This is a genomic window from Saccharopolyspora sp. NPDC002686, from assembly GCF_040295745.1.
Taxonomy (GTDB): Bacteria; Actinomycetota; Actinomycetes; order Mycobacteriales; family Pseudonocardiaceae; genus Saccharopolyspora; species Saccharopolyspora oryzae.
Window position 1 is genome coordinate 1 of the sequence record NZ_JBEOVY010000099.1, and the last position, 21,789, is coordinate 21,789.

Consider the following 21,789-nt stretch of genomic DNA (forward strand, 5'->3'; position numbering starts at 1 on the left):
CCGCGCGGTGTCGGTCAGCACCCCGTCCATGCCGAACAGCACGGCGCGGTGGAGGTTCGGATCGATGCTGGTTGCGACCATGACTGCTCCACACCTGGAATCGGCGTGCTCGCGGAGTACCCACTTCCGCTCCCGCTCCCACCGAGCGGTCAACCGGTCACGACGATCCCCGCGGCCACGGCGGCGGCGGGCAGCAGGAGCAGCGCGGCCAACCGGAGCGCGAAGCGCGGACCGCCGGCAACTGCGGCGAGGACGAGTTTGATCAGCGTGTTGCTCAGCAGCGCTGCGCTGACGCCGAGCACTGCGGTGTGCACCGGGATGACGGTGCCGGCCAGCGACGCCGCGGCGACCGCTGCGGTGTGGGTGTCGGCGAGCCCGCCCACGAACGCTGCGGCGATCACGCCCTGCGGACCGATCAGGTCGGCGGCCGCGCGCGTGGCCAGCAGGAGCAGCACCAGCAGCAGGGTCAGCGACAGGGTGATCCGCAGCGAGAGCGGTCGCTGGAACGCGGAGCGGGGTTGTTCCCCGCTCCCGTCCTGGCTGGAGCCCTGCTCGGCGGGTCGAGCGAAGCGCAGCAGCAGGCCGACCTCGGCGAGCAGGACTGCGGAACCGGCGATCGTCGCGGGGACGAGCCGGACGGCGACCTGGGGGTTGGCCACGGCGGTCAGCAGCACGAGCTGCACCAGCGTGGCCACGCTCGCGGCGAGCACCGCGGGCAGGACCGCCGTCCGCACCCCGCTCTCGGTGCGCCTGGCCAGCACGACGGTGGTGGCCGAGGCGGACACGAACCCGCCGAGGAAGCCGACGACCAGCAGCCCGTGGCGTTCGCCGAGTTCGCGCACGGCCACGTACCCGGCCCAGCCGATGACGGTGATCGCGATGACCAGCAACCAGATCCGGGACGGGTTGAGCGCACCGTAGGGGCCGAGCGGCTGGTCCGGCAGCAGCGGGTAGATCACGAACGCCACCACGAACAACCGGATCGCGTCGCCGATGTCCTGGTCGCTGACCAGCCGCGTCGCGAACCGGTGCAGCGGGCGCTTGGCGGCCAGCAGTGCGACGACGCCGACGGCGATCGGCACCGCCCAGGTCGGCCGGGTCCAGGCCAGCGCGCCGAGCAGCACGGTGGCGATGGCCGCGACTTCGGTCGTCGCACCCAGGTCCGCGCCTTCGGCCCGCGCGGCCAGCAGGTACCAGGCGATGACCAGCGCGCTCGCCGCGGCGAGGGTGGTGATCAGCACCGCCGGGCCGATGGCAGCGGCGACCGCACCGGCCACGCCCAGCAGCGAGAACGTCCGCGATCCCGCCGGGCGCACCGGCTGACCGGCGGTGCTGTGCTCGCGCTCCAAGCCCAGCATCAGCCCGATCGCCAGCGCGGTGGCGAAGTGCAGCAGGGCGGTCGTGGTGTCCACCGGGCACCGTCAGCCGGGGACGTCGCGGTCCAGCTCGTCGAGCCACGCACGGGCGGTCGCGTCGCTGGGGGCGCGCCAGTCGCCGCGCGGTGGCAGCGCGCCACCGGAGCCGATCTTGGGGCCGTTGGGCAGTGCCGAGCGCTTGAACTGGCTGCTCTGGGCGGGGAAGAGCGCGAGCACCGCGTGGTCGGCGGCCGCGCGTCGTGCCAGCTCGATGGTGCGGTCGGCGTTGAGCTCGGGGTCGGCACCGCCGACCACGGGCACGCCTGCGGCCACCCGCGCGAAACCGTGCCGGTACAGAGATTCGAATCCAGCCATCGCGGACACCCCGGTGTGCGGTCCAACGAGCCTTTCCAGTCTCGCCCAGCACGGTGGATGCGCCAGGCGGTGTGGTGGCGTTCGGCTCTGGGCCCGGGGAGGGCTCGTGGTGAGCATGGACACGGAGCTCGGTTCGTCGAGAGCGGTTGGTCGGGGATTGATGAGGAGCCAACGCGATTCGTGGGTGCGGCCACCTGATTTGGATCCGGAGGAGGCCGCGCAGTTGCTCCTGCGTGACTTGCGCAGTTCGCGCAGGGGGCTGACGAGCGCGGAAGCGCAGCGCCGCCTCGTGCAGTACGGGCGGAACGAGCTGCAACGGCGGGGCGGGCTGCGGTGGCCGGGGGAGCTGGCGCGCCAGTTCACCCACCCGCTGGCGCTGCTGCTGTGGCTGGCCACGGCGCTGCTCTGGATCGTGGGTTCGCAGGTCGTCGCGGCGGCGGTGCTCCTGATCATCGTGCTCAACGCGGCGTTCGCCTTCGTGCAGGAGGTGGAGGCCGAGCGGGCCGTCGAAGCCCTGGCGAAGTACCTGCCGCTGCGGGCCAAGGCGGTGCGCGACGGCTCGCCCCGGGAGGTCGACGCCGCGGAACTGGTGCCGGGCGACATCGTGGTCATCGCGGAAGGGGATCGCGTCGCCGCCGACATCCGGCTGCTGGCGGGCGCTGTCGAGGTGGACATGGCGGCGTTGACGGGCGAATCGGTGCCCGCGTTGCGCTCGGCGTCCATGCTCGACGTCGACGTTCCGGTGCTCGCGGCGCACGATCTGGTCTTCAGCGGGACCAACTGCACCGGGGGCGAGGCGCACGGCGTGGTCTACGCGACCGGCGCGCACACCGAGCTGGGGCGGATCGCCGCGCTGTCCGAGCGCGTGGAGCAGGAGCTGAGTCCGCTGGAGCGGCAGGTCCGCCGGGTGGCGTGGTTGATCGCGGCGGTGTCGGTGGCGCTGGTCCTGGCGTTCATCCCGTTGGGCACGCTCGGTGCGCACCTGTCGCTGGTCAATTCGCTCGTCTTCGCTGCGGGGCTGCTGGCCGGGATGGTGCCGGAGGGCCTGCTGCCGGTCATCACGCTCGCTCTGGCTGTCGCGGTGCGTGCTTTGGCGTCGTCGTACGGGGCGTTGGTGAAGCGGCTGTCCGCGGTGGAAACCCTGGGCTCGACCGATGTCATCTGCACCGACAAGACCGGAACGCTGACCGAGAACCGGATGCACCCCACTGCGGTCTGGACGGCTGCCGGTCAGGTCGACCTCGACGCGGGCCGGCGGGAGCCCGACTCCGCGGTGCGTGCCCTCGGCCGCGTCGCTGCGGCGTGCAACAACGCCCGGTTGTCCGACGGCGAGCAGCCGAGCGGGGATCCGACCGAGGTCGCACTCCTCGAGGCGGCACACGAGGTGGGGGTGAACACCGAGGTGGCCGAGCGCGAAGCGATGCGCCGCTGGCAGTTCCACTTCGACCCCGAGCTGAAGCTCATGTCGACCATCGACGTGCACGACGGCGGCCTGGCCGTGCACGCCAAGGGCGCACCGGAAGCACTCGTCCCGCTGTGCACTTCGTGGCTGGACGAACGGGGGAGCGAAGCCCCGCTCGATGCCGCCGAGCGATCCCGCATCACCGGTCAGGTCGATCGTTTCGCCTCCGACGGGCTCCGGGTCCTGGCGCTGGCGCAACGCGCGCTACCGGCGGGGAAGCGACCGCCGCACCGGCGCGGGGACGCCGAGCGCGAGCTCTGCTTCGTCGGCCTGGTCGCCATGCTGGATCCACCGCGCGCCGGTGTCGCCGAGGCGGTCGCGCACTGCCGCACGGCCGGTATCCGCATCATCGTGATCACCGGCGACCACCCGAAGACGGCTGCGGCGATCGCCCGACGCGTGGGCATCACCGGCGAGCACCCCGCGGTCGTCAGCGCCGAGCTGCACGACGTCGAGCTGGACTCCTTGCTGCGCGGCGAACCGGAGGTCATCTTCGCCCGAGCATCCCCGGAAGCGAAGCTGCACGTCGCCAACGCGTTGCGCGAACAAGGGCACGTGGTCGCCATGACCGGCGACGGGGTCAACGACGCGCCGGCGCTGCGCCGAGCCGACATCGGGGTGGCGATGGGGCGTTCCGGCACCGACGTCGCACGGGAGGCCGCGACGATGGTGCTGACCGACGACAACTTCGCGTCGATCGTCGCTGCGGTCCGGGCTGGGCGGAGGATCTACGACAACGTCCGCAAGTTCATCATTTACATCTTCGCCCACGCCACACCGGAGACCGTGCCGTTCCTGGTCTTCGCGCTCAGCGGCGGTGCGATCCCGCTTCCCCTGACGATCCTGCAGATACTCGCCTTCGACGTGGGCAGCGAGACGCTGCCCGCGCTGGCGCTCAGCCGCGAGCCCGCCGAGCCGGGGATCATGCAGCGGGCGCCCCGGCCCCGGGCGGAAGGCGTGATCCGCCCTCCGATGCTGCTGCGCGCGTGGCTGTTCCTCGGGCTCGTCGTCGCGGTCCTGCAGCTGGGCGGCTTCTTCTACGTGCTGGTAAAAGCGGGTTGGCATCCCGGTGCCGCCGTCGACCCGGGACGACCGCTGCACCACGCGTACCAGCAGGCGACGACGATGGCCTTCCTCGGCATGGTCGCCGGTCAGATCGGCACCGCGTTCGCCGTTCGCACCCAGAGCGCCTCGCTGCGTTCGGTCGGTGTGCTGTCCAACCCCTACCTGCTGGCCGCGATCGCGGGGGAGATCGTCCTCGTCGCCGTGTTCGTCTACGCCCCGCCGCTGCAGGCGCTGCTCGGCACCGCACCGCTCCCACCTGAGGACCTCCTGCTGCTGATCGCCTTCCCCGTTGTGGTCTGGGGAGCCGACGAGCTGCGCAAGTACTTCCTGCGCCGCAACCGGCCCGTGGACGAAGGCGCCGGCCGAGGTGGATGAACGGTGTGCGCGGGTGGGTGGTCTGCGCGACCATCGGTGCATTCAGACCGCGTGTGAGGGGGACGCGGGATGCTGCGACTTCGCCGGTTCTTCGAGCGCTTCCGCCCAGCGGGCACGCCCGGCGCTGCGGCCTGTAGAGGAGTGCCTGCCGATCGCGTGGCGGAGTTGGCCGCTGAGCTGGCACCGGTGTTCGAACTGCTGGCGGACACCGAGGCCGAGGCGGAGCGGATCCGCGCGGCGGGGCGGCAGGAGGCCGAGCTGGTTCGGCAGCGGGCGCGGGAGCAGGCGGACGCGATCGTCGCCGATTCCGGGATGCGGGCGGCCGAGGCGCGTGCAGCGGTCGTGTCCGAGGCGTACCGGCAGTCCGCGGCGGAATCGGTGCGCACTGCCGCATCGGCGGACCGCGCTGCGGACGAGTTGAAGGCGCTTGCCCGTGAACGCATGCCGGCGATGGCCGATCGAGCCGTGGCCGTGGCGCTGACGGCTCTCGGCGAATCGCCGGAGACCACGCCATGAGTGCGGCGTGGAGCGCCGGGTGCGTGCGGGCCAGGTCGATGCTCAGCCGCCGCGTGGGAGCGGGTGGTGCGCGGGAACTGGCGTCGCGCGCTTCGTTGGAGGAGGTGTTGCAGCAGCTCGCGGCAGGGCCGTACCAGCGCGGGATTCGTCCCGGCCAATCGCTGGAGGACGCCCAGCGGGCAGTGGCTGCGACGGTGCTGTGGCACCTGCGCGTGCTGGCGGGTTGGTTGCCCCGTGAAGGTGCGGAGTCGGTGCGGGCGCTGGCGGGCTGGTTCGAGGTGGCCAACGTCGTGGAGCAGGTCCAGCAGCCGGGGACTCCGCCGTACCTGCTGGGTTCGCTGGCCGTGTCGTGGCCGAGGTTGGCTCGGGCGGCGAGCCCGGAGCAGATGCGGGAGGAGCTCGCCGCGTCGCCGTGGGGTGATCCCGGTGGATCGGATCCCCGGACGATCGCCGTGGGAGTGCAGTTCGCGTGGGCGGTGCGGGTGGCCGAGCGCGTGCCGCGAGCGCAGGACTGGGCAGCTGGTGGCGCCGCGCTGCTTTTCGCCCGCGAGCGCTTCCTCGCCGAACAGCCGCTGGCGGAACCGGCCGTCCGCCGAGCTGCCGTCCTGCTCGGCGCCGATGCCGTCGGATCCGCTTCGTTCGCCGACCTGCGGGCCCGGCTGCGCGGCGACGCGCGATGGGTCCTGTCCGATGTGGACGGTCCGGGTGAGCTGTGGCGGGCGGAGGTCCGCTGGTGGGACCAAGTGGCCCGGGACGCCCTCGAGCTGTTGCGGACGACCGGGTTCGGGCCGGACGTTGTGGTCGGGTGCGCGGTGTTGCTGGGGGTGGATGCCCGGAAGGTGCGGGCTGCGCTGGAGATCTCGGCTCGAGGTGGTCGACCGTTGGAGGCCTTCGATGTCCTGGCGTGAGGCGGTGCTGCCGGTCCGGATGCAGCGAGTGGCCGTTCTCGCGCCGGCTGATTCGCTCCGCGAGGTGCTGGTGCGCGTGGCTGGAGCCGGGGTGGTCCAGTTCGAGCCGGGCGGGGAGGCGGAGCAGCGGCTGCATCGCGCGGGAGGGGGCGAGGTCGCGCCGAAGTTGGCGGCGCAGCGGCCCGACCTGGACCTCCTGGAACGGACTGGCAGGGCGGATCTCCTGGCCGGTGAGGCAGAGCTCGAAGGCCACTCGGCTATCGCGGTTCGACGTGGCTCGGTGGCTGGGCTGGCCGGGTGGTGCGCGCGCCCGGATCTGCCCGGACTGGCCGAAGACCTGGCGGCGATCGGTGGCGCGGTGGTGCCGCTTCCCGCTCCGCGCGGTGTTGATCCACCGACGTCGCTGCGCGCGGGCGGTGCGGTGCGGCGGTCGTTCTCCGGCGTGGTGCGGACCTACGGCACCGTGGCGTATCCCGACGTTGATCCGACGTTGCCGGCCGGGGTCGCCTACGTGCTGATGTTCGGGATGATGTTCGGCGATCTCGGGCACGGCCTACTGCTGGTGCTGGCCGGAGTGCTGCTGGCGTTCGGGCGGCCGAGTCGGCTGGCGAAGTGGCGTCACGTGTGGCCGTTCGTGACCGGTGCCGGTGCCACCGGTGCCGTGTTCGGCCTGCTGTACGGGGAGTTCTTCGGCCCGACCGGAGTGGTGCCCGTGCTGTGGCTGGCACCGCTGGCCGAGCCGATCCGGTTGCTGACCTCGGCGGTCGCTGTCGGCGCGGTGCTGCTCGCAGCGGCGTACGCGGTCGCGATCGTCAACCGGTGGCGCGAGGGCGGTCCGCAGCTCGCTGTCTACGCCTCGTCGGGGATCGCTGGAGCGGCGCTGCTCCTCGGCATCGGGTGCGTGGCAGGCGGGCTCTACCTGTCCAGCGGCGTGCTGGCTGCGGTGGGGGGAGGTGTTGCGGTCGTGGGAGTTCTGCTGGCCGGTGCCGGGTACTACGCGACGACGAGCGGCGGGGCAGCGGGCGCGCTCCAATCGGGGGTGCAGGCGTTCGACGCCGTTGTCCGCGTCGGTTCGAACCTGGTTTCCTTCGCGCGGCTGGCCGCTTTCGGGCTCACCCACGCCGCGCTGGGCTGGTTGGTGTGGCAGGGCACCACCGCGTTGTTCGGAGCGGGTCCGCTGGGGGTGTTGGCGGCGATCGGTCTCTTCGCGGCGGGAAACGCCCTCGCCTTCGCGCTGGAGGCGCTGGTGGCCGGGATCCAGGCCCTGCGGCTGGAGTTCTACGAGCTGTTCTCGCGCGTTTTCGCCGTCGAGGGCAGGCCTTTCCAGCCCTGGCACGTGCCGGTGGTGGAGTTTCCGGAGGAGGAGCCGTGATCGCCTGGTTGCTGGGGTTGCCCGTGTTCCTGGTGGCGGTGCTGGGGGCGCTGCTCCTGCTGCGGCGCAAGGGTCGTGCGGTGCTGGGGGTCTTCCTCGCGCTGGACGTGGTTCTGCTGTTGGCGGCCCTCGTGGTGCTGATCGCGGTGGTGACGGGCGGTGCCGCGGAGGCCGTTCCCGCCGCGGTTCCGCCGGATCCTGCGGGCGGGAACTGGGCGGCACTGCTCGGCGCGGCGATCTCGGTCGCAGGTTCGTCGATCGGCGCGTCGATCGCCGTGGCCTACACCGGTGCGGCGGCGTTGGCCGCGCTCAGCGAACGGCCCGAGCTGTTCGGTCGGGCCATGGTCATCGTCGGGCTGGCCGAGGGGATCGCCATCTACGGGTTGATCGTGTCGGTCATCCTCATCGGCAAGGCGTGACCGCCGTGGGCACCGTGGTGGCGATCGGGGAGCGGCTCAGGGTGCAGGGCTGGTGCCTCGCCGGAGTCGTCGTCCTGGCGGCGGAAGACGCGGCGGCCGTGCAGCGGTCGTGGGAGGAGCTGGACGACGGCGTCGCGGTGGTGATCTTGACGCCGACTGCGGTCGAGGCACTCGGCGAGCAGCTGGACGGGCGTGCATCACCCCTCGTCGTGGTGCTGCCGCCGTGACCGCCCCGATGCGGAATGCACTGGTTCCGCTGCGCGATGGCGTGATCGCGCGAGCCCAGCGCGAGGCCGACGCGGAACTGCGTGTCGCACGCCGGGAAGCCGAAACCTTGATCGCCGAGGCTCGGGAGGCCAGCAGCGCCGCCGTCGACAAAGCGGTTGCGCGGGGTCGCGAGGACGCCGCAGCCGCACGCAGCGCGGAAGAGGCCCGGCGCCGTCGGTCCGAGCGTGCGGTCGAGCTGGCCGCGCAGCGCGAGGCCTTCGAGGAACTGATCGGTGAGGTCACCGCCCGGCTCTCCCAGCTGGACGACCAGGCGCTGCGGGATCGGTTGCGGGGCAGGGTGCGATCGGCTCTCGGCAGCGAGGCGGAGGTGGTCGACGCACCCGGTGGCGGCGTGATCGGGCGAGTGCCGGGACGCCTGGTGGATCTCAGCTTCCGGACGGCCGCGGCGCGCGCGGTCGAGGAACTGGGGGCCGACGTGGAACGGCTGTGGACGCCATGAGCGCCGGGCGGGTCAGGCGGGTCGCCGGGCCCCTGGTGGAGGTCGACGGGCTGGGGCCGGTCGCGATGTCGGAGCTGGTCGCGCTCGGCCCCGCAGGCCTGCCGGGCGAGGTCGTGGCGGTCCGCGACGGCGTCGTCACCGTGCAGGCCTACGAGTACACCGGTGGGCTCGCACCCGGCGGACCGGTGCTGCCGAGGGGAACCCCGCTGGTCGCCCACCTCGGGCCCGGCTTGCTCGGCAACGTCTTCGACGGCCTGCTGCGCCCCCTATCCACAGCACCTACGTTCCTGGTCGCGGGAGCAGGCCAGCCGGAGGCGACGAGAACGTGGCAGTTCGAGCCGCGAACGGCGGTGGGCGACCACGTGGCAGCGGGAGATGTGCTCGGCGTCGTGCGGGACGTCGGGCCGCCGGAGTACCGAGTGCTTGTGCCGCCGGGCATCGCCGGCGCGGTGCAGGAACTGGCTGAGGGCGAGCAGCCGCAGGACGCTGTGATCGCGAAGGTCGACGAGACACCGGTGGGCTTGTGGACCGACTGGCCGGTGCGCCGTCCGCGCCCGCACCGGGGGAGGCGTGAGGAGGTCGGGCCCCTGCACACGGGACAGCGCGTGCTGGACGTGCTGTTCCCCGTCGCGCGTGGCAGCACAGCTGGGGTTCCGGGAGGTTTCGGCACCGGCAAGACCGTGCTGCTGCAGCAGGTGGCCAAGTGGTGCGACGCCGACGTGATCGTCTACGTCGGTTGCGGGGAGCGCGGCAACGAGATGGCCGAGATCGTCGCCGAGCTGTTCGCGCTCGACGATCCGCGCACCGGCGGGCGGCTCGCCGATCGCACGGTGGTCATCGCCAACACCTCGAACATGCCGATGATGGCTCGGGAAGCCAGCATCTACACCGGGGTCACCGTCGCCGAGCACTTCCGCGACATGGGCCACGACGTCGTGGTCATCGCCGACTCCACCTCCCGCTGGGCCGAAGCGCTGCGCGAGTTCGCCTCCCGCACCGGGGCGCTACCCGCGGAGGAGGGGTACCCCGCCGATCTGGCGTCGGCGCTGGCGGCGTTCTACGAGCGGGCCGGAGCCGTCGATGCGCTCGGCGGATCGGCGGGGTCGGTGACCATCCTGGGCGCGGTGTCCCCGCCGGGCGGGGACGTCACGGAGCCGGTGACCGTCCACACCGAGCGGTTCGTGCGGTGCCGGTGGGCGCTCGACCGGGATCTGGCCTACGCGCGGCACTACCCGGCGGTGTCGTGGTCGGAGTCGTTCTCCCGGGATGCCGAACTCGTGGCGCGCCACCAGGAGCGGTCCGGTGATCCGGGCTGGTCCCGGCGCCGCGCCCGGGTGGTGGACCTGCTCGCCGAGTCCGATCGGCTGGCCGAGTTCGCCGAGCTCGTCGGGGTCGGTGCGCTGCCGGAGCGGGAGCGGGTGGTGCTGCTCGGCGGGCGGTTGCTGCGCGAAGCGGTCCTGCAGCAGAACGCATTGTCCACATCGGACTCATTCTGCCCGCCGGAGAAGGCGGTGGCGCTGGTGGAAGGTGTGCTGGCGGTCGCCGACGAGTGCCAGCACCTGGTGGGGGCGGGGGTCGCCGCCGAATCGGTCGAGGAGTTCGACTTCACGCCCCTGGCGCGCGTGCGGGAAGAGGTCGGCCCGCACGACGCGGCGGAAGCCGAGCGCCGGTGCGGTGCGGTGCTCGCCCAGCTGCAGGAGTTGGCGCCGTGACCGCCGGGCCGCGCGTCGAGTACACCGGGATCCGCGAGCTGCGCGGCCCGCTGGTGGTCGTCACCGGGGTGCGCGGCGTCGGCTGGGACGAGTTCGCGCGGATCCGGCTGGCCACCGGGGAGGTCCGGCACGGCCTCGTGCTGGAGGCCGACCGGGAGCTGGCCGTCGTCGAGGTGCTGGAGGGCACCGCCGGGATGGACACCGCCGGAACCCAGGTGGAGTTCACCGGTGAACCGCTGCGCATCCCGGTCGGGCCGGGCTGGCTGGGGCGCGTCTGCAACGGCCGCGGCGACCCCGTCGACGGCGGACCGCCGGTGTTCGGCGCACGGCTGGCCGAGGTGTCGGGAGCGCCGATCAACCCGGTGCACCGCGAACCCCCGGCCGAACCCGTGCTCACCGGTCTGTCCGCAGTGGACGCCTTGACCACGCTGGTGCGCGGGCAGAAGCTGCCGGTGTTCTCCCCGCCGGGCCTGCCGCACCTGGAGCTGGCGACGCAGATCGCGGCGCAGGCCACCGCCGTGGGCGAGCCGTTCTCGGTGGTGTTCGCAGGCATGGGCCTGACCCACGGCGACGTCGCGCACGTCCGAGACTCCCTGGCCCGCCGGTCCGCCGCCGGTGAGCTCGTGCTGCTGGTCAACACCGCCGACGAGCCGGTGATCGAGCGGATCCTCACCCCGAGGCTGGCGCTGACCATCGCCGAGGAACTGGCCTTCGACGCGGGCCGGCACGTGCTCGTCGTGCTCAGCGACATGACCAGCTACGCCGAGGCCCTCCGCGAGATCTCCGCGGCGCGGGGCGAGATCCCGGGGCGCCGCGCCTACCCCGGTTACCTCTACAGCGACCTGGCCGCGATCTACGAGCGGTGCGGCCGGATCCGGGGCCGGGCGGGGTCGGTCACGGTGCTGCCCGTGCTCACCATGCCGGGCGGCGACATCACCCACCCCGTGCCCGACCTGACCGGCTACATCACCGAAGGCCAGGTCGTGCTGTCGCGAGAGCGGAGCGGTTACCCGCCGGTCGACCCGCTGTCCTCGCTGTCCCGGCTCATGCGCGCTGGAGCGGGCCCGGACCGGACCCGCGCGGACCACCTGCCGGTGGCCGCGCAGCTCGTCGCGGCGCTCGCGCGGGCCCGGCAGGTGCGGGAGCTCTCCGACCTGATCGGAGCGACGGCGTTGAGCCGGACCGACCGGGCCTACCTCGAGTTCGAGGAAGCGTTCCGGCGCGACCTGGTCGCCCAGCGCCCGGACGAGTCCCGCAGCTTCGACGACACGCTCGACCGCGCCTGGCGGGTGCTCCTTCACCTCCCGGTCCGCGAGCTGACCATGCTGCCGCGCGAACTCGTCGACCTCCACCGAGCCGGATGATCGGGATGGCCGAGATCAGGATTCCGCCGGGGCGCGCAGGCCGGTTGCGGCTGCGCCGCCGGCTGGAGGTCGCCGAACGCGGTGCTGCCCTGCTGGACCAGAAGTTGCGGGCCCTGCAGCAGGAGGAGCACCAGTTGGCGGCCCGCGCGGAAGCCAGCGGCCGGGACTGGGCGCGGTCGGCTGCGGCGGCCGAAGACTGGTTGCTCCGCGCAGTCCTGCTCGGTGGCCAAGGCGGGCTGCGCCTGGCGGATCCGGGATCGCCGGTGGACGTGTCCCTGCACTGGACGGCGTCGATGGGGGTGCGCTACCCGGTCGGCGTCAGCCGCACCCCGCCGTCCCACGAGCGCACCTCGGTCCCGTGCGGTCCGGCGATGATCGAAGCGGCAGAAGCGCACGACACCGCGCTCGACGTCGCGCTGCGGCACGCCGCCGACCGCACGGCGCTGCGGCTCGTCCGCGCCGAGATCGCCACGACCCGGCAGCGGGTGCGCATGCTGCGGCGGCACTGGATCCCGAAGCTGCGAACCGCCCTGATCGCCGCGGACTTCGCACTCGAAGAGCAGGAACGGTCGGAAGTCTTGTTGCGGAGGTGGGCACGCGACGAAGGGCGACCGCCCGGTTCTGAGCCGAGCTGACGGTTTGCTGGGCCGAAGGACTCTTAAACGGGAACCGCGAATCGAACAGCCTGGAATCAGTCCGTTCCAGGAGCATCCGATGAATCTTCGCCGGTGTGCGCGGTCGATGGGGCTGACGTCGAATCCGTTGCGGCGCCGCTTGGACAAGGTCGTCGCCACGTTGGTTCTCGGACTGGTCCTCTTCGCCATCTTCGGTGTCCCGGTGGTGGCGGTCGTAGTGGGGGAGACGTCGTACAACGCGGCCTCGCGCGCTGCCGCAGCCGCCGCTGCCACGCGGCACCCGGTCAACGCGACCGTGCTCAAACCTCCCATTGCCGACGCAGTCGGGACCGCCCCCGACGTCAAGCCCCAGCACTACTCGGCCGAGGTGCGCTGGACGGGGGCGGACGGAACTCCGCACTTCGCGACGGCCGCGGTGGCACCGAGCGCCGACGTGGGCAGCGCGGTCCAGCTGTGGGTCGACACCTCGGATCGGCTCTCGGCACCTCCGCTGAGCGAACGCCAGATCCGCGGGGCGGCCACCATGTCGGCATTCGGAGCTTTGGTGTCGGGAGAGGTGCTGTGCATCGTGCTCGTCACCTGCGTCCGAGCTGTAGGAGAGGCACTGGCATCCCGTTCCTGGGGCAGGGAGTGGGAAGTCGTCGGACCGAAGTGGACCCGCCGCCAGCAGTTCTGAGCCGCGGGCGGGGTTGCAGGATCAGCGCCCCGCGGAGCGGTCGGCGAGCGCGAAGTAGTTCTCCTCCTCCTGCGTGAAGTGCGGGCGCAGCACGGCGTTCAGCCCGTACAGGGTGGCGAGCAGGTCTTCGACCTGGTCGTCGCCGATCTGGCCGTGGGATTCGGCCAATGCCAGGTGGGTGGCGGCGCGGTGGCCGAGCCGGTCGATCTCGGCGTGCATGCGGCTCATGGTCGCGGTCGCGTCTGGGCTCCCCAGCGGGCTGGCCAGCGCGGGGTAGAGCCGGGCTTCCTCCGCTTGTTCGTGCGGGAACAGCTGCTGGTCCAGGAACTCCGAGGCGCGGCGCAGTGAGGCCAGGGCTTTCTCCGACCCGACGGAGTCAGACCATGTCGCGTTCTCGACGTGGCGACGGCTGGATCCCGGCGGTCTGCGGATCGACGATTCCACTTGGGATCGCGAAGTCGCTGTCCAGAACTAGGTTTTCGAACCCTGCGGTGCCTGCCAGCGCAAGGCGACGGGGAGACCGCGCGCAGCTCGCATCCGACGAGCATGCTGAAGTCGTTGAAGGTTCGAGGACCCCGCGTGTCAGGCCATGAGGAGAGTGCCGAGACGCTCAAGGCCTCGGCGGAACGTCTCCCAGTCGCCCCTACTAGGCCTACACCACAGCCGCTCCATGACGGGGATAGCGTCGCCGAGGTTGCGCGCGGTGCTGCCCAGATCGGCAAGGACGTGCTCATAGGGACGGCGCAGTCGCGGATACAAGTGGCAAGCCAACCACGATCCGCTCACCAAGCCGTTCGTTGAGTGAGATCACGTCGACCTCGGCATTGGGCATGCAGAAGACGTGCTCGTAGAGGACGACGGAACGCACGAACGTTTCCAGGTCCAGGATCGTAGCTGGCGACAGGGTCGCGGCGGGACCGGCGACAAGGTCGACGGCGCTGGCCAAGGTGGTTGCATCCATCCATACACAATTGGTCGCGGTCCCGGTATCAGTGGAGGTATCGAGATCATGTTGAGCGTGCTGAACGTAACGGTCGAGGGTGGACAGCTCCCGCAGCCGCGTCGCCCAGTCATCCTCGCTTCCATAGGCCGCGTCAGATCATGTCAAGCCATATCGGGCCCACGCTTCCAGTTCCGAGCTCGTGCAGTCGTCCATAGTCCGCCGGACAAACGAGTCGCGGGCACCGTGGCTGGCCTCGTCTAGTAATCGGGTGAACACCCGAGCGGTAGTTTGCTCATCGAACAGCGGATCCACTTGTCACCTCTGCACGTACACAGCGGGGTCTTCCGTCACGCCCACCGCAGGTCAGGCACCGGAGTTCGAGGTGTTCCGCATGATCTCGCCGATGCGTCCTTGCAGGGAACGCAGGAGCTCTCGCTCGGCCTCTTCGGTGATGTCCTGGGCTTGCCCTTCCCTCCTGAGCTCGGCGGTCGTTGCCGCGGGAGCCTGCGATGCCCACTGTGCCGATGCAGCCGCGCATCGGGGAGGGGCAATTGGCCTAGATCCGAGCTACGGCCCGGCGGGTTGGACGTGCACTGCGGTGACCTTGTACTCGGGGCATCCGGTGACGGTGTCGGTGTGGTGCGAGGTGAGGTCGTTCAGCGCTGCGTCGGGGAAGTGGAACGCCGCGAAGACCTGCCCTGGTACGACGTCCCGGCTGAGGTGGGCGGTCAGGGTGGTGCGGCCCCGGCGACTGGTGATGGTCACGGCCGCGCCTTCCGCCACGCCCAGCTGCGCGGCGTCGGCGGGGTGGATTTCGAGGGTTTCGGCTGGTACCAGTGCGGTGTTGTCGGTGCGGCGGGTCATGGATCCGGTGTTGTAGTGGACCAGCCGTCGGCCGGTGACCAGCAAGTGCGGGAACTGCGCATCGGGTTGTTCGCCTGGTGGGAGGTAGGGGCGCGCGGCGAGCGCGGCCCGGCCGTCTGGGGTGGCGAACCCGTTCAGGTGGAGGACGGCTTCGCCTGGTTCGTCGGATGCGCGGCACGGCCAGTGCAACGGGCCTTCTGCGTCGAGTCGTTCGTGGGAGATACCGGCGAAAACCGCTGTTAGGGAGGCGCATTCGGCCATCGCGTCGGCAGGTTCGGGCAACCCGAGGTCTGCGCCCATTGCGCTGGCGAGGCGGTTCAAGATGTCGAAGTCGGTGGCAGCGCTTCCAGGTGGTGCGAGGGCAGGCCGGACCCGTTGGAAGCGGCGGTCGAAGTTGACGAAGGTGCCGTCCTTCTCCAGGAACGACGCCGCGGGCAGGACGACGTCGGCGTGTTCGGCGGTCTGGGAGCGGAAGAGGTCGTGGCAGACCACGAGCTCAGAGGCTTGCAGTGCGGCGCGGACGTGGCCGGCGTTCGGGTCGCTGGCTGCGATGTCCTCGCCGATGACGTGCAGGGCACGCACCTCGCCCGTGATCGCAGCGTCGAACATCTGCGGGATGCGCAGACCGGGGCGTTCCGGAACCGGACGTCCCCAAGCCGCGCCGAAGCGGTCGCGGAGCACGGGATCGGTGACGGGCTGGTAGCCGGGTAGGACGTCCGGGAGCGCGCCCATGTCCGATGCGCCTTGGACGTTGTTCTGCCCGCGCAGCGGGAGGATTCCGCAGCAGCCGGGGGTTCCGACCGAGCCCCGCAGGATGGCGAGGTTGGCTAGGGTGCGCACGCCGTCGGTGCCGTGGGCGTGTTCGGTGACGCCTAGTCCATAGATGATGACGGGGTGCTCTGCCCGGCCGAAAGTCCTAGCGGCATCTATCAGATCAGCTGATCGAACATCCGCGAGGTTGGCGACGGTGCCCGGCGCGTAGTCCTGGAGCAGGTCGGTGAGGTCGTCGAGCCCGGTGGTGCGTTCGGTCAGGAAGTCGTGCGCCAGCAGGTCGTCTTCGATCAGTTGGTGCGCCAGCGCGTTGAAGACGGCGACGTTGGATCCGGGCCGGGCCTGCAGGTGGACGTCGGCCAGTGCGGCGAGCTCGGTGCGGCGGGGGTCGATCACGACGAGCCGGGCTCCGGCCAGAACCTGCTGCTTGATCCGGGCGCCGACGACTGGGTGCGCCTCGGTGGGGTTCGCGCCGGCGAGCAGCACGCAGTCCGCGCGGTCGAGGTCGTCGAGCGGGTTGGTGCCGCCGGCGAGCCCGAAGGAGGCGGTCAGTCCGGCGGCGGAGGGGGCGTGGCACAGGCGCGAGCAGTTGTCGATGTTGTTGGTGCCGATGACCGTGCGGACGAACTTCTGGGCCAGGTAGTTCTCCTCGTTGGTGGCGCGTGCGGAGGAGATCATGGCGATGGAGTCGGGGCCGTGGCGGTCCCGGATCTCCGTAAGTCGCTGGGCTACCTCGGTGGCGGCTTCCTGCCAGCTCGCTTCGACCAGGTGGCCGTCGCGTCGCAGCAGCGGGGTGGTCAGGCGGTCGTCGGCGCTGGTGAAGGTGTGCGCGAAGCGGCCCTTGATGCAGGCGTGACCGCGGTTGACCGGTGCGCCGTGCGTGGGGGTGACGGCGGCGATGGTGCCGTCGCGGGTGTGGACGTCGAGGGTGCAGCCGACGCCGCAGTAACCGCAGGTGGTCGTTGTCGTCGTGGTGATGGGGGTGAGGTCGAGCAGTCCGGGTTCGGACAGCGCGCCGGTCGGGCAGCTGTCGACGCAGCCGCCGCACCCCACGCAGGGCGAGGAGACCCACGGCCCGCCGTCACCCGCTGCCACGACGGTGTCGAAGCCGCGTCCGGTGAGCTCCAGCGCGAAGGTGCCCTGGACTTCGGCGCACATCGCCACGCAGCGCCCGCAGGCGATGCACAGGTCGCGGTCGAGCTTGACGTACGGGTGTGAATGGTCGGTGCCCCGGTCGTGCCCTGCGCCTGCGAAGCTGCCTGCGGTGATGCCGAAGTACGTGCAGGCCCGGACCAGTTCGCTGCGTTCGGCCGGGATTTCCAGCGCTCTCGCGGGGAGTTCGGAGACCATCAGCTCGACCGCGGCCTTGGCGGCCTGCTGAGCTGCGGGGTCGTCGAGCTCGACGTGCATCCCCTCGGCCGCGGGCGTGGTGCAGGAGGCGACGATCCGGCTTGCTGCGCGCACGAGGCAGGTGCGGCAGGAACCGCGCGGCGACAACCTGTCGTCGTGGCAGAGGCTGGGCAGGTCGACGCCGCTGGCGCGCACGGCTTCAAGGACTGTGGCACCGTCCGCGACGTCCACAGCCGTCCGCCCGACCATCACGCGCATCAGCGTGCTCCCGAGCAGAGCTCATCGCGGTAGACGCGGAGCAGGCTGCGCACCGCGCCGGGAACGCTCCGGCCGAACGCGCACAGACTTCCGACGCCCATCACGTCCAGCAGGTTCTCATGCTGCGACAGGACTTGCTCCGATCTGGTCGGGAAGCGCTCGGCGAGCTCACGACCGCGGCGGGTGCCGACGCGGCACGGGGTGCAGGCACCGCAGCTCTCGGCGTCGGCGAAGCGCCACACGTGGCGCAGCAGCTCCGGCGCGGTGATCCGGTCGTCGACGGCGACGAGGCTCCCGTGCCCCAGCGCCACACCGGCATCGGCGAGGGCCTCGGCGAGCAGCGGGACGTCCAGGTCGTCGGGGGACAGGAAACCGCCGAGCGGCCCGCCGACCTGCAGGGCGCGCAGCCGATATCCGTCCTCGAGGCCACCGCCGAGGGCTTCGACGAGGTAGCGCAGCGGAACGCCGAACTCGACCTCGTACACGCCGGGGCGGCGGAACCGCTGGCTCAGGCACACCAGCTTGGTGCCGGTCTCGACCCCGCTGCCGAGCTGGGCGTACGCCGCGCCGCCGTGCCGCAGCACCCACGGCACCGCCGCGAGCGTTTCGACGTTGTTGACCGCGGTGGGATGCCCGCCGAGCCCGGACTCGGTCGGGTAGGGCGGCCGGGGCCGGACACTGCCGCGGAAGCCCTGCACGGCGTGCAGCAGCGCCGTTTCCTCACCGGCGACGTAGGAGCCCGCGCCCTGCACGACCTCGACGTCGAAGTCGAACGGCGAGCCGTGCACGCCCAGCCCGAAATGCCCTGCGGCGCGGGCGGTTTCGACGGCTTCCCGCATCCGCACCACGGCGAGCGGGTACTCGGACCGGACGAACACCACGCCGCGGTTCGCACCGATGGCGAACCCGGCGATGGCGAGCCCTTCCAGGACGCGGGCCGGATCGCTTTCCAGCAGCAGCCGGTCGCAGAACGAGCCGGGATCGCCCTCGTCGCCGTTGGCCACCACGAACCGCGGTGCGGGACCGCGGGAGGCGGCGCGCCACTTGTCCGCGACCGGGAACTCCGCACCGCCCCTGCCGCGCAGGCCGGCGAGTGCGACTTCGGCGCGAACCGAGGCCGGGATCCCGGTGCTGACGACCCGCGGCCACACCTGCCACGAGCCCTCCACCTCGGTCAGCCCCGCGAGCGCGACGGCTGTGCGGCTCGCAACGTGGAAGGGGACCGCAGCGCCAGAACTGGCCGGATGCCCGTCGCCGCGCAACTTCTCGCCCAGGCCGGGACCGGTGACCGGGGTGTCTCCGTCGAGGGCTGCCGGTGAGGCGTGGCAGCAGCCCAGGCAGCGGACCTCGGCCAACGACACCGAGCCGTCGGCGCTGGCCTGCCCGGCTCGCACGCCCAGCGCCGCTTCGGCAGCCGCCGTGGGCGAGCCACCGGACGAGACGAAGCACGAGGTGCCCGCGCAGACCCTGACGTGGCGAGCACCGCGCGGGCCGGTGAAGTCCGCGTAGAACCCGGCGGAACCGGTGACGGCGGCGACCGGGCGCCGGAACTCGTCGGCGATGCCGCGCAGGTCGTCCTGGCTGATCCGCTCGTGCCGCCCCGCCGCCGCGTGCAGCTGCCCGAGGACGTCGGTCTCGTCGTGGCCGAACCGCTGCCCCCATTCGGCGAACGCGTCTCGCCCCACGGGTCCCCCTTCGGTGCCGGGGCACCAGGGTGCACCCCGGCATCGACCACGCTGGCAACTCCGCCACCGTGCTGGAAGGGCAAATGGGCCCTATCGTCGCAACCGAGGTGGAGCGTGCTTCCCCCGAGCGGTCTCGGGTGAGAGGAGCCGGTCCGGTGCCAACGGCAGGTGGCGGGGCGAACCCCCGGGCGGACGTGCAGGTCGTGCGCGCGGTGCTGGCCGACGGCAGCGTCGTCACCGTTCGGTCGCTGGCACGTGACGACCTCGCCGAGCTCGAACGCCTGCACACCGCGCTCCCGGCCGAGGACCGCTACCTGCGGTTCTTCGGTGCGCCGTCGGAGACCAGCATCAACAAGTTCCTGCGTGGACTGGTGGAGCCCGGTGGCGCGCACGTGGTGGCGTTGGGCGCGTTCGAGGGGGAGCGGCTGATCGGCGTTGGCCACTTCGAACTCCTGCTCCCGGAAGCGGCCGAGGTGGCGTTCGTGGTCGAGCACGCCCGCCACGCGCGCGGAGTCGCGACCCTGCTGCTGGAGCACCTGGTCGCGGCGGGTCGGCAGCGCGGCGTCCGGACGTTCCTCGCCGAGGTCCTGGCGGAGAACTCGGCCATGCTCCAGGTCCTGCGGGACAGCGGCTTGCCGCACAAGACGCACCTGGACGGCTCGACCTACCAGGTGGAGGTCGAGCTGGACGCCGGCGAGCCGTACCAGGCCAAGGTGGGCGACCGCGAGCGGATCGCGGACGTCGCCAGCCTGCGGCGAGTGCTCAGCCCGGCCTCGGTGGTCGTCATCGGCGCCGGGCACCGGCCCACATCGGTCGGTAACGCCGTGCTGCACAACATCATTCGCGGCGGATACGCCGGACCTGTGCACGCGGTCAACCGCAGCGGCGGCGAGGTCCACGGCGTGACTGCGGTGCGCTCGGTGGCCGACATCTCGGAACCCCCGGAACTCGCCGTGCTGTGCGTGCCCGCGGAGAGCGTGCCCGCCGTTGCCGAGGAGTGCGGTCGGTGCGGAGTGCGCGCGCTCGTGGTGGTGGCTTCCGGGATCACCGGTCGGCCGGAGATCGCCAACGGGCTGCTCACCGCCTTGCGCCGCTGGGGAATGCGGCTGGTGGGGCCGAACTGCCTCGGGCTGGTCAACTCCGACCCGCAGGTCCGGTTGGACGCGACGTTCAGCGCAGCCGGGATCCCGGGTGGTGGGGTGGGAGTGGTCACGCAGTCCGGTGGCGTGGGGATCGCGCTGCTGGAGCGGCTCAGCGCTGCTGGGCTGGGCGTGTCCACCCTGGTGTCCACAGGGGACAAGTACGACGTGAGCGGCAACGACGCGCTGCTGTGGTGGGAGCGCGACGAGCGCACCGAGGTCGGTGTCCTCTACCTGGAGTCCTTCGGGAACCCCCGCAAGTTCTCGTGGCTGGCGCGGCGCATCGGCCGGTCCAAGCCGTTGGTGGTGCTGCGCAGCGGCACCAGTCCGGTGGCGCAGCGCGCCGCCCTTTCGCACACCGCGGCGACCGCCACGCCCAGCAGCACCCGGGATGCGCTGCTGCGGCAGACAGGTGCGATCGGGGTGGACGACCTGGAAGAACTCGTCGCGGTGCTCGGCTTGCTGAGTTGGCAACCGCTGCCCGCGGGGCCGCGGGTGGCCGTGGTCAGCAACGCGGGCGGGCTCGGCGTGCTCGCCGCGGACGCCTGCGTGCGGGCCGGCCTCGAGTTCGCGGAATTCCCGCAGGCGCAACGAGAACTCGAGGACTTGCTGCCGGAGCAGGCCAGCGCGCGCAACCCGGTGGACACCACGGCGACCATCGACGCGGCGACCTTCGGCACGAGCCTGGAGACCGTCCTGCGGGATCCGGCGGTGCAGGCACTCGTCGTGCCGGTCCTGCGCACCGCGATCGGCGACCCGGGCGAAGCGCTGGCGGGCGCGGTGGCCCGCGCTCGCGCCGGCGGGTGCGACAAGCCCGTGCTGGTGGTGCGGCCCGGCCAGCCGGAATCGTTCCGCCCGCTCGACTCGGGCGCGTTCCGGGTTCCGGTGTTCGCGGATCCCGAGCTCGCGGCGAAAGCGCTGGCCGACGTCGTCGGGTACGCGACCTGGCTGGCCCGACCGCGCGGTGCGGTGCCGGATCTCGCGGGCATCGACCTCGCGGCCGCTCGTGCCTCGGTGGTCGCGGCGCTGGACCGGTCACCCGGCGGCGGCTGGCTGGAACCCGAGGCGGTGCAGGACTTGCTCGCCTCGTTCGGCCTGCCGGTCGTACCCACGACGTTGTGCCGCACCGAAGCCGAAGCCCTCACCGCGTTCCGCGACATGGGCGGCAGCGTCGCGCTCAAGGTCAGCGCGGACGGGATCCTGCACAAAGCCCGAGCCGGAGGAATCGTGCTCGATGCATCCACCGTCGCCGACCTGCGTGCCGGGTGGGCGCGCTTGCGCGAGCGCTTCGGGTCCGGGTTCCGCGGGGCCGCGCTGCAGCCGATGGTGGAACCGGGGCGGGAATTCCTCGTCGGCGTGCTCAGCGAACCCTCGTTCGGGCCGATGATCGTGTTCGGCATGGGCGGCACCGACACCGACCTGATCGCCGACCGCAGCCGTCGGCTGGTCCCGCTCACCACCCGCGATGCCCGCGAGATGCTCGACGAGCTGCGGGCCGCTCCAGGACTGTTCGGCCCCGACGCCGACCGGGCGTTGGACACCGGTGCGGTGGTCGACGTGCTGCTGCGAACCGCGCGGTTGGCCGAGCTGCTGCCCGAGGTCGTCGAAGCCGACCTCAATCCCGTCATCGCCACCGGCAGCGGGGTGCGGATCCCGGACGCGCGCATCCGCCTGGAACCGCGCGTGCTGGGCGATCCCCTCCTCCGCGAACTGGGCGGGTGAGCTCGTGACCATCGCCTCTAGCCGGGCTGCGGCGGGTGCTCCACGGTCGGGGGTGCCCTCCCGGAACGGAGGCGAGGACATGGGTGACAGGACTGA

Annotated in this window: 18 protein-coding genes; 12 read left to right on the top strand and 6 right to left on the bottom strand. The window is 71.9% G+C overall.

Features of this window, described 5'->3' with window-relative positions:
• Nucleotides 1–149: 149 nt before the first annotated feature.
• Together ABTZ89_RS15590 and ABTZ89_RS15595 are read right to left on the bottom strand one after the other, a co-directional pair.
• Nucleotides 150–1,412, bottom strand: coding sequence for an MgtC/SapB family protein (locus ABTZ89_RS15590; RefSeq protein WP_351044925.1), 1,263 nt, complete (start codon nucleotides 1,410–1,412; stop codon nucleotides 150–152).
• A 9-nt stretch (nucleotides 1,413–1,421) separates the two neighbouring features.
• Entirely contained in the window at nucleotides 1,422–1,730 is a 309-nt protein-coding gene (locus ABTZ89_RS15595; protein WP_351044969.1) for a hypothetical protein, read from the bottom strand.
• A 160-nt stretch (nucleotides 1,731–1,890) separates the two neighbouring features.
• Here ABTZ89_RS15595 and ABTZ89_RS15600 point away from each other — a divergent pair, with 160 nt between their 5' ends.
• The 11 genes from ABTZ89_RS15600 (at nucleotide 1,891) to ABTZ89_RS15650 (ending at nucleotide 12,961) form a co-directional block, all read left to right on the top strand.
• Complete coding sequence (locus ABTZ89_RS15600; RefSeq protein ID WP_502949550.1) at nucleotides 1,891–4,632, top strand: cation-translocating P-type ATPase; 2,742 nt, start codon at nucleotides 1,891–1,893, stop codon at nucleotides 4,630–4,632.
• Between the two features lie 69 nt (nucleotides 4,633–4,701).
• Nucleotides 4,702–5,148, top strand: a complete 447-nt coding sequence (locus ABTZ89_RS15605) for a hypothetical protein (protein WP_351044931.1) — start codon at nucleotides 4,702–4,704, stop codon at nucleotides 5,146–5,148.
• Nucleotides 5,145–6,056: a hypothetical protein gene (locus ABTZ89_RS15610; protein WP_351044934.1), complete on the top strand. Its 912-nt coding sequence runs from the start codon at nucleotides 5,145–5,147 to the stop codon at nucleotides 6,054–6,056. Before ABTZ89_RS15605 ends, ABTZ89_RS15610 begins: the two co-directional genes overlap by 4 nt.
• Entirely contained in the window at nucleotides 6,043–7,428 is a 1,386-nt protein-coding gene (locus ABTZ89_RS15615) for a V-type ATPase 116kDa subunit family protein (RefSeq protein ID WP_270947716.1), read from the top strand. The genes ABTZ89_RS15610 and ABTZ89_RS15615 overlap by 14 nt, the downstream gene beginning before the upstream one ends.
• Nucleotides 7,425–7,847, top strand: coding sequence for an ATP synthase subunit C (locus ABTZ89_RS15620; RefSeq protein WP_270947715.1), 423 nt, complete (start codon nucleotides 7,425–7,427; stop codon nucleotides 7,845–7,847). The genes ABTZ89_RS15615 and ABTZ89_RS15620 overlap by 4 nt, the downstream gene beginning before the upstream one ends.
• A complete protein-coding gene (locus ABTZ89_RS15625) occupies nucleotides 7,844–8,074 on the top strand; it encodes a hypothetical protein (RefSeq protein WP_351044938.1) in 231 nt (76 codons plus the stop codon). The genes ABTZ89_RS15620 and ABTZ89_RS15625 overlap by 4 nt, the downstream gene beginning before the upstream one ends.
• Nucleotides 8,071–8,574: a hypothetical protein gene (locus ABTZ89_RS15630; RefSeq protein ID WP_351044941.1), complete on the top strand. Its 504-nt coding sequence runs from the start codon at nucleotides 8,071–8,073 to the stop codon at nucleotides 8,572–8,574. Before ABTZ89_RS15625 ends, ABTZ89_RS15630 begins: the two co-directional genes overlap by 4 nt.
• Nucleotides 8,571–10,286, top strand: a complete 1,716-nt coding sequence (locus ABTZ89_RS15635) for a V-type ATP synthase subunit A (protein ID WP_351044967.1) — start codon at nucleotides 8,571–8,573, stop codon at nucleotides 10,284–10,286. Before ABTZ89_RS15630 ends, ABTZ89_RS15635 begins: the two co-directional genes overlap by 4 nt.
• On the top strand, nucleotides 10,283–11,650 hold the full coding sequence (locus tag ABTZ89_RS15640) for a V-type ATP synthase subunit B (RefSeq protein ID WP_351044943.1): 1,368 nt from the start codon (nucleotides 10,283–10,285) through the stop codon (nucleotides 11,648–11,650). The genes ABTZ89_RS15635 and ABTZ89_RS15640 overlap by 4 nt, the downstream gene beginning before the upstream one ends.
• Before the next feature lie 5 nt (nucleotides 11,651–11,655).
• Nucleotides 11,656–12,285 (top strand): V-type ATP synthase subunit D, encoded by a 630-nt coding sequence (locus ABTZ89_RS15645; protein WP_351044946.1) that lies wholly within the window; start codon nucleotides 11,656–11,658, stop codon nucleotides 12,283–12,285.
• A gap of 79 nt (nucleotides 12,286–12,364) precedes the next feature.
• A complete protein-coding gene (locus ABTZ89_RS15650; RefSeq protein ID WP_351044949.1) occupies nucleotides 12,365–12,961 on the top strand; it encodes an Rv1733c family protein in 597 nt (198 codons plus the stop codon).
• Between the two features lie 21 nt (nucleotides 12,962–12,982).
• On the opposite strand, the gene ABTZ89_RS15655 is transcribed toward ABTZ89_RS15650, so the two are convergent.
• The 4 genes from ABTZ89_RS15655 to ABTZ89_RS15670 form a co-directional block, all read right to left on the bottom strand.
• Entirely contained in the window at nucleotides 12,983–13,405 is a 423-nt protein-coding gene (locus ABTZ89_RS15655; RefSeq protein WP_351044952.1) for a hemerythrin domain-containing protein, read from the bottom strand.
• Between the two features lie 286 nt (nucleotides 13,406–13,691).
• Nucleotides 13,692–13,922: a hypothetical protein gene (locus ABTZ89_RS15660; protein WP_351044955.1), complete on the bottom strand. Its 231-nt coding sequence runs from the start codon at nucleotides 13,920–13,922 to the stop codon at nucleotides 13,692–13,694.
• A gap of 549 nt (nucleotides 13,923–14,471) precedes the next feature.
• A complete protein-coding gene (gene fdhF, locus ABTZ89_RS15665) occupies nucleotides 14,472–17,147 on the bottom strand; it encodes a formate dehydrogenase subunit alpha (protein ID WP_351044958.1) in 2,676 nt (891 codons plus the stop codon).
• On the bottom strand, nucleotides 17,147–18,832 hold the full coding sequence (locus ABTZ89_RS15670) for an NAD(P)H-dependent oxidoreductase subunit E (protein ID WP_351044961.1): 1,686 nt from the start codon (nucleotides 18,830–18,832) through the stop codon (nucleotides 17,147–17,149). Before ABTZ89_RS15670 ends, fdhF begins: the two co-directional genes overlap by 1 nt.
• A gap of 155 nt (nucleotides 18,833–18,987) precedes the next feature.
• Here ABTZ89_RS15670 and ABTZ89_RS15675 point away from each other — a divergent pair, with 155 nt between their 5' ends.
• The gene (locus tag ABTZ89_RS15675) at nucleotides 18,988–21,693 is read left to right on the top strand and encodes a bifunctional acetate--CoA ligase family protein/GNAT family N-acetyltransferase (RefSeq protein WP_351044964.1); all 2,706 of its coding nucleotides are present in this window, start codon (nucleotides 18,988–18,990) and stop codon (nucleotides 21,691–21,693) included.
• Nucleotides 21,694–21,789 lie beyond the last annotated feature (96 nt).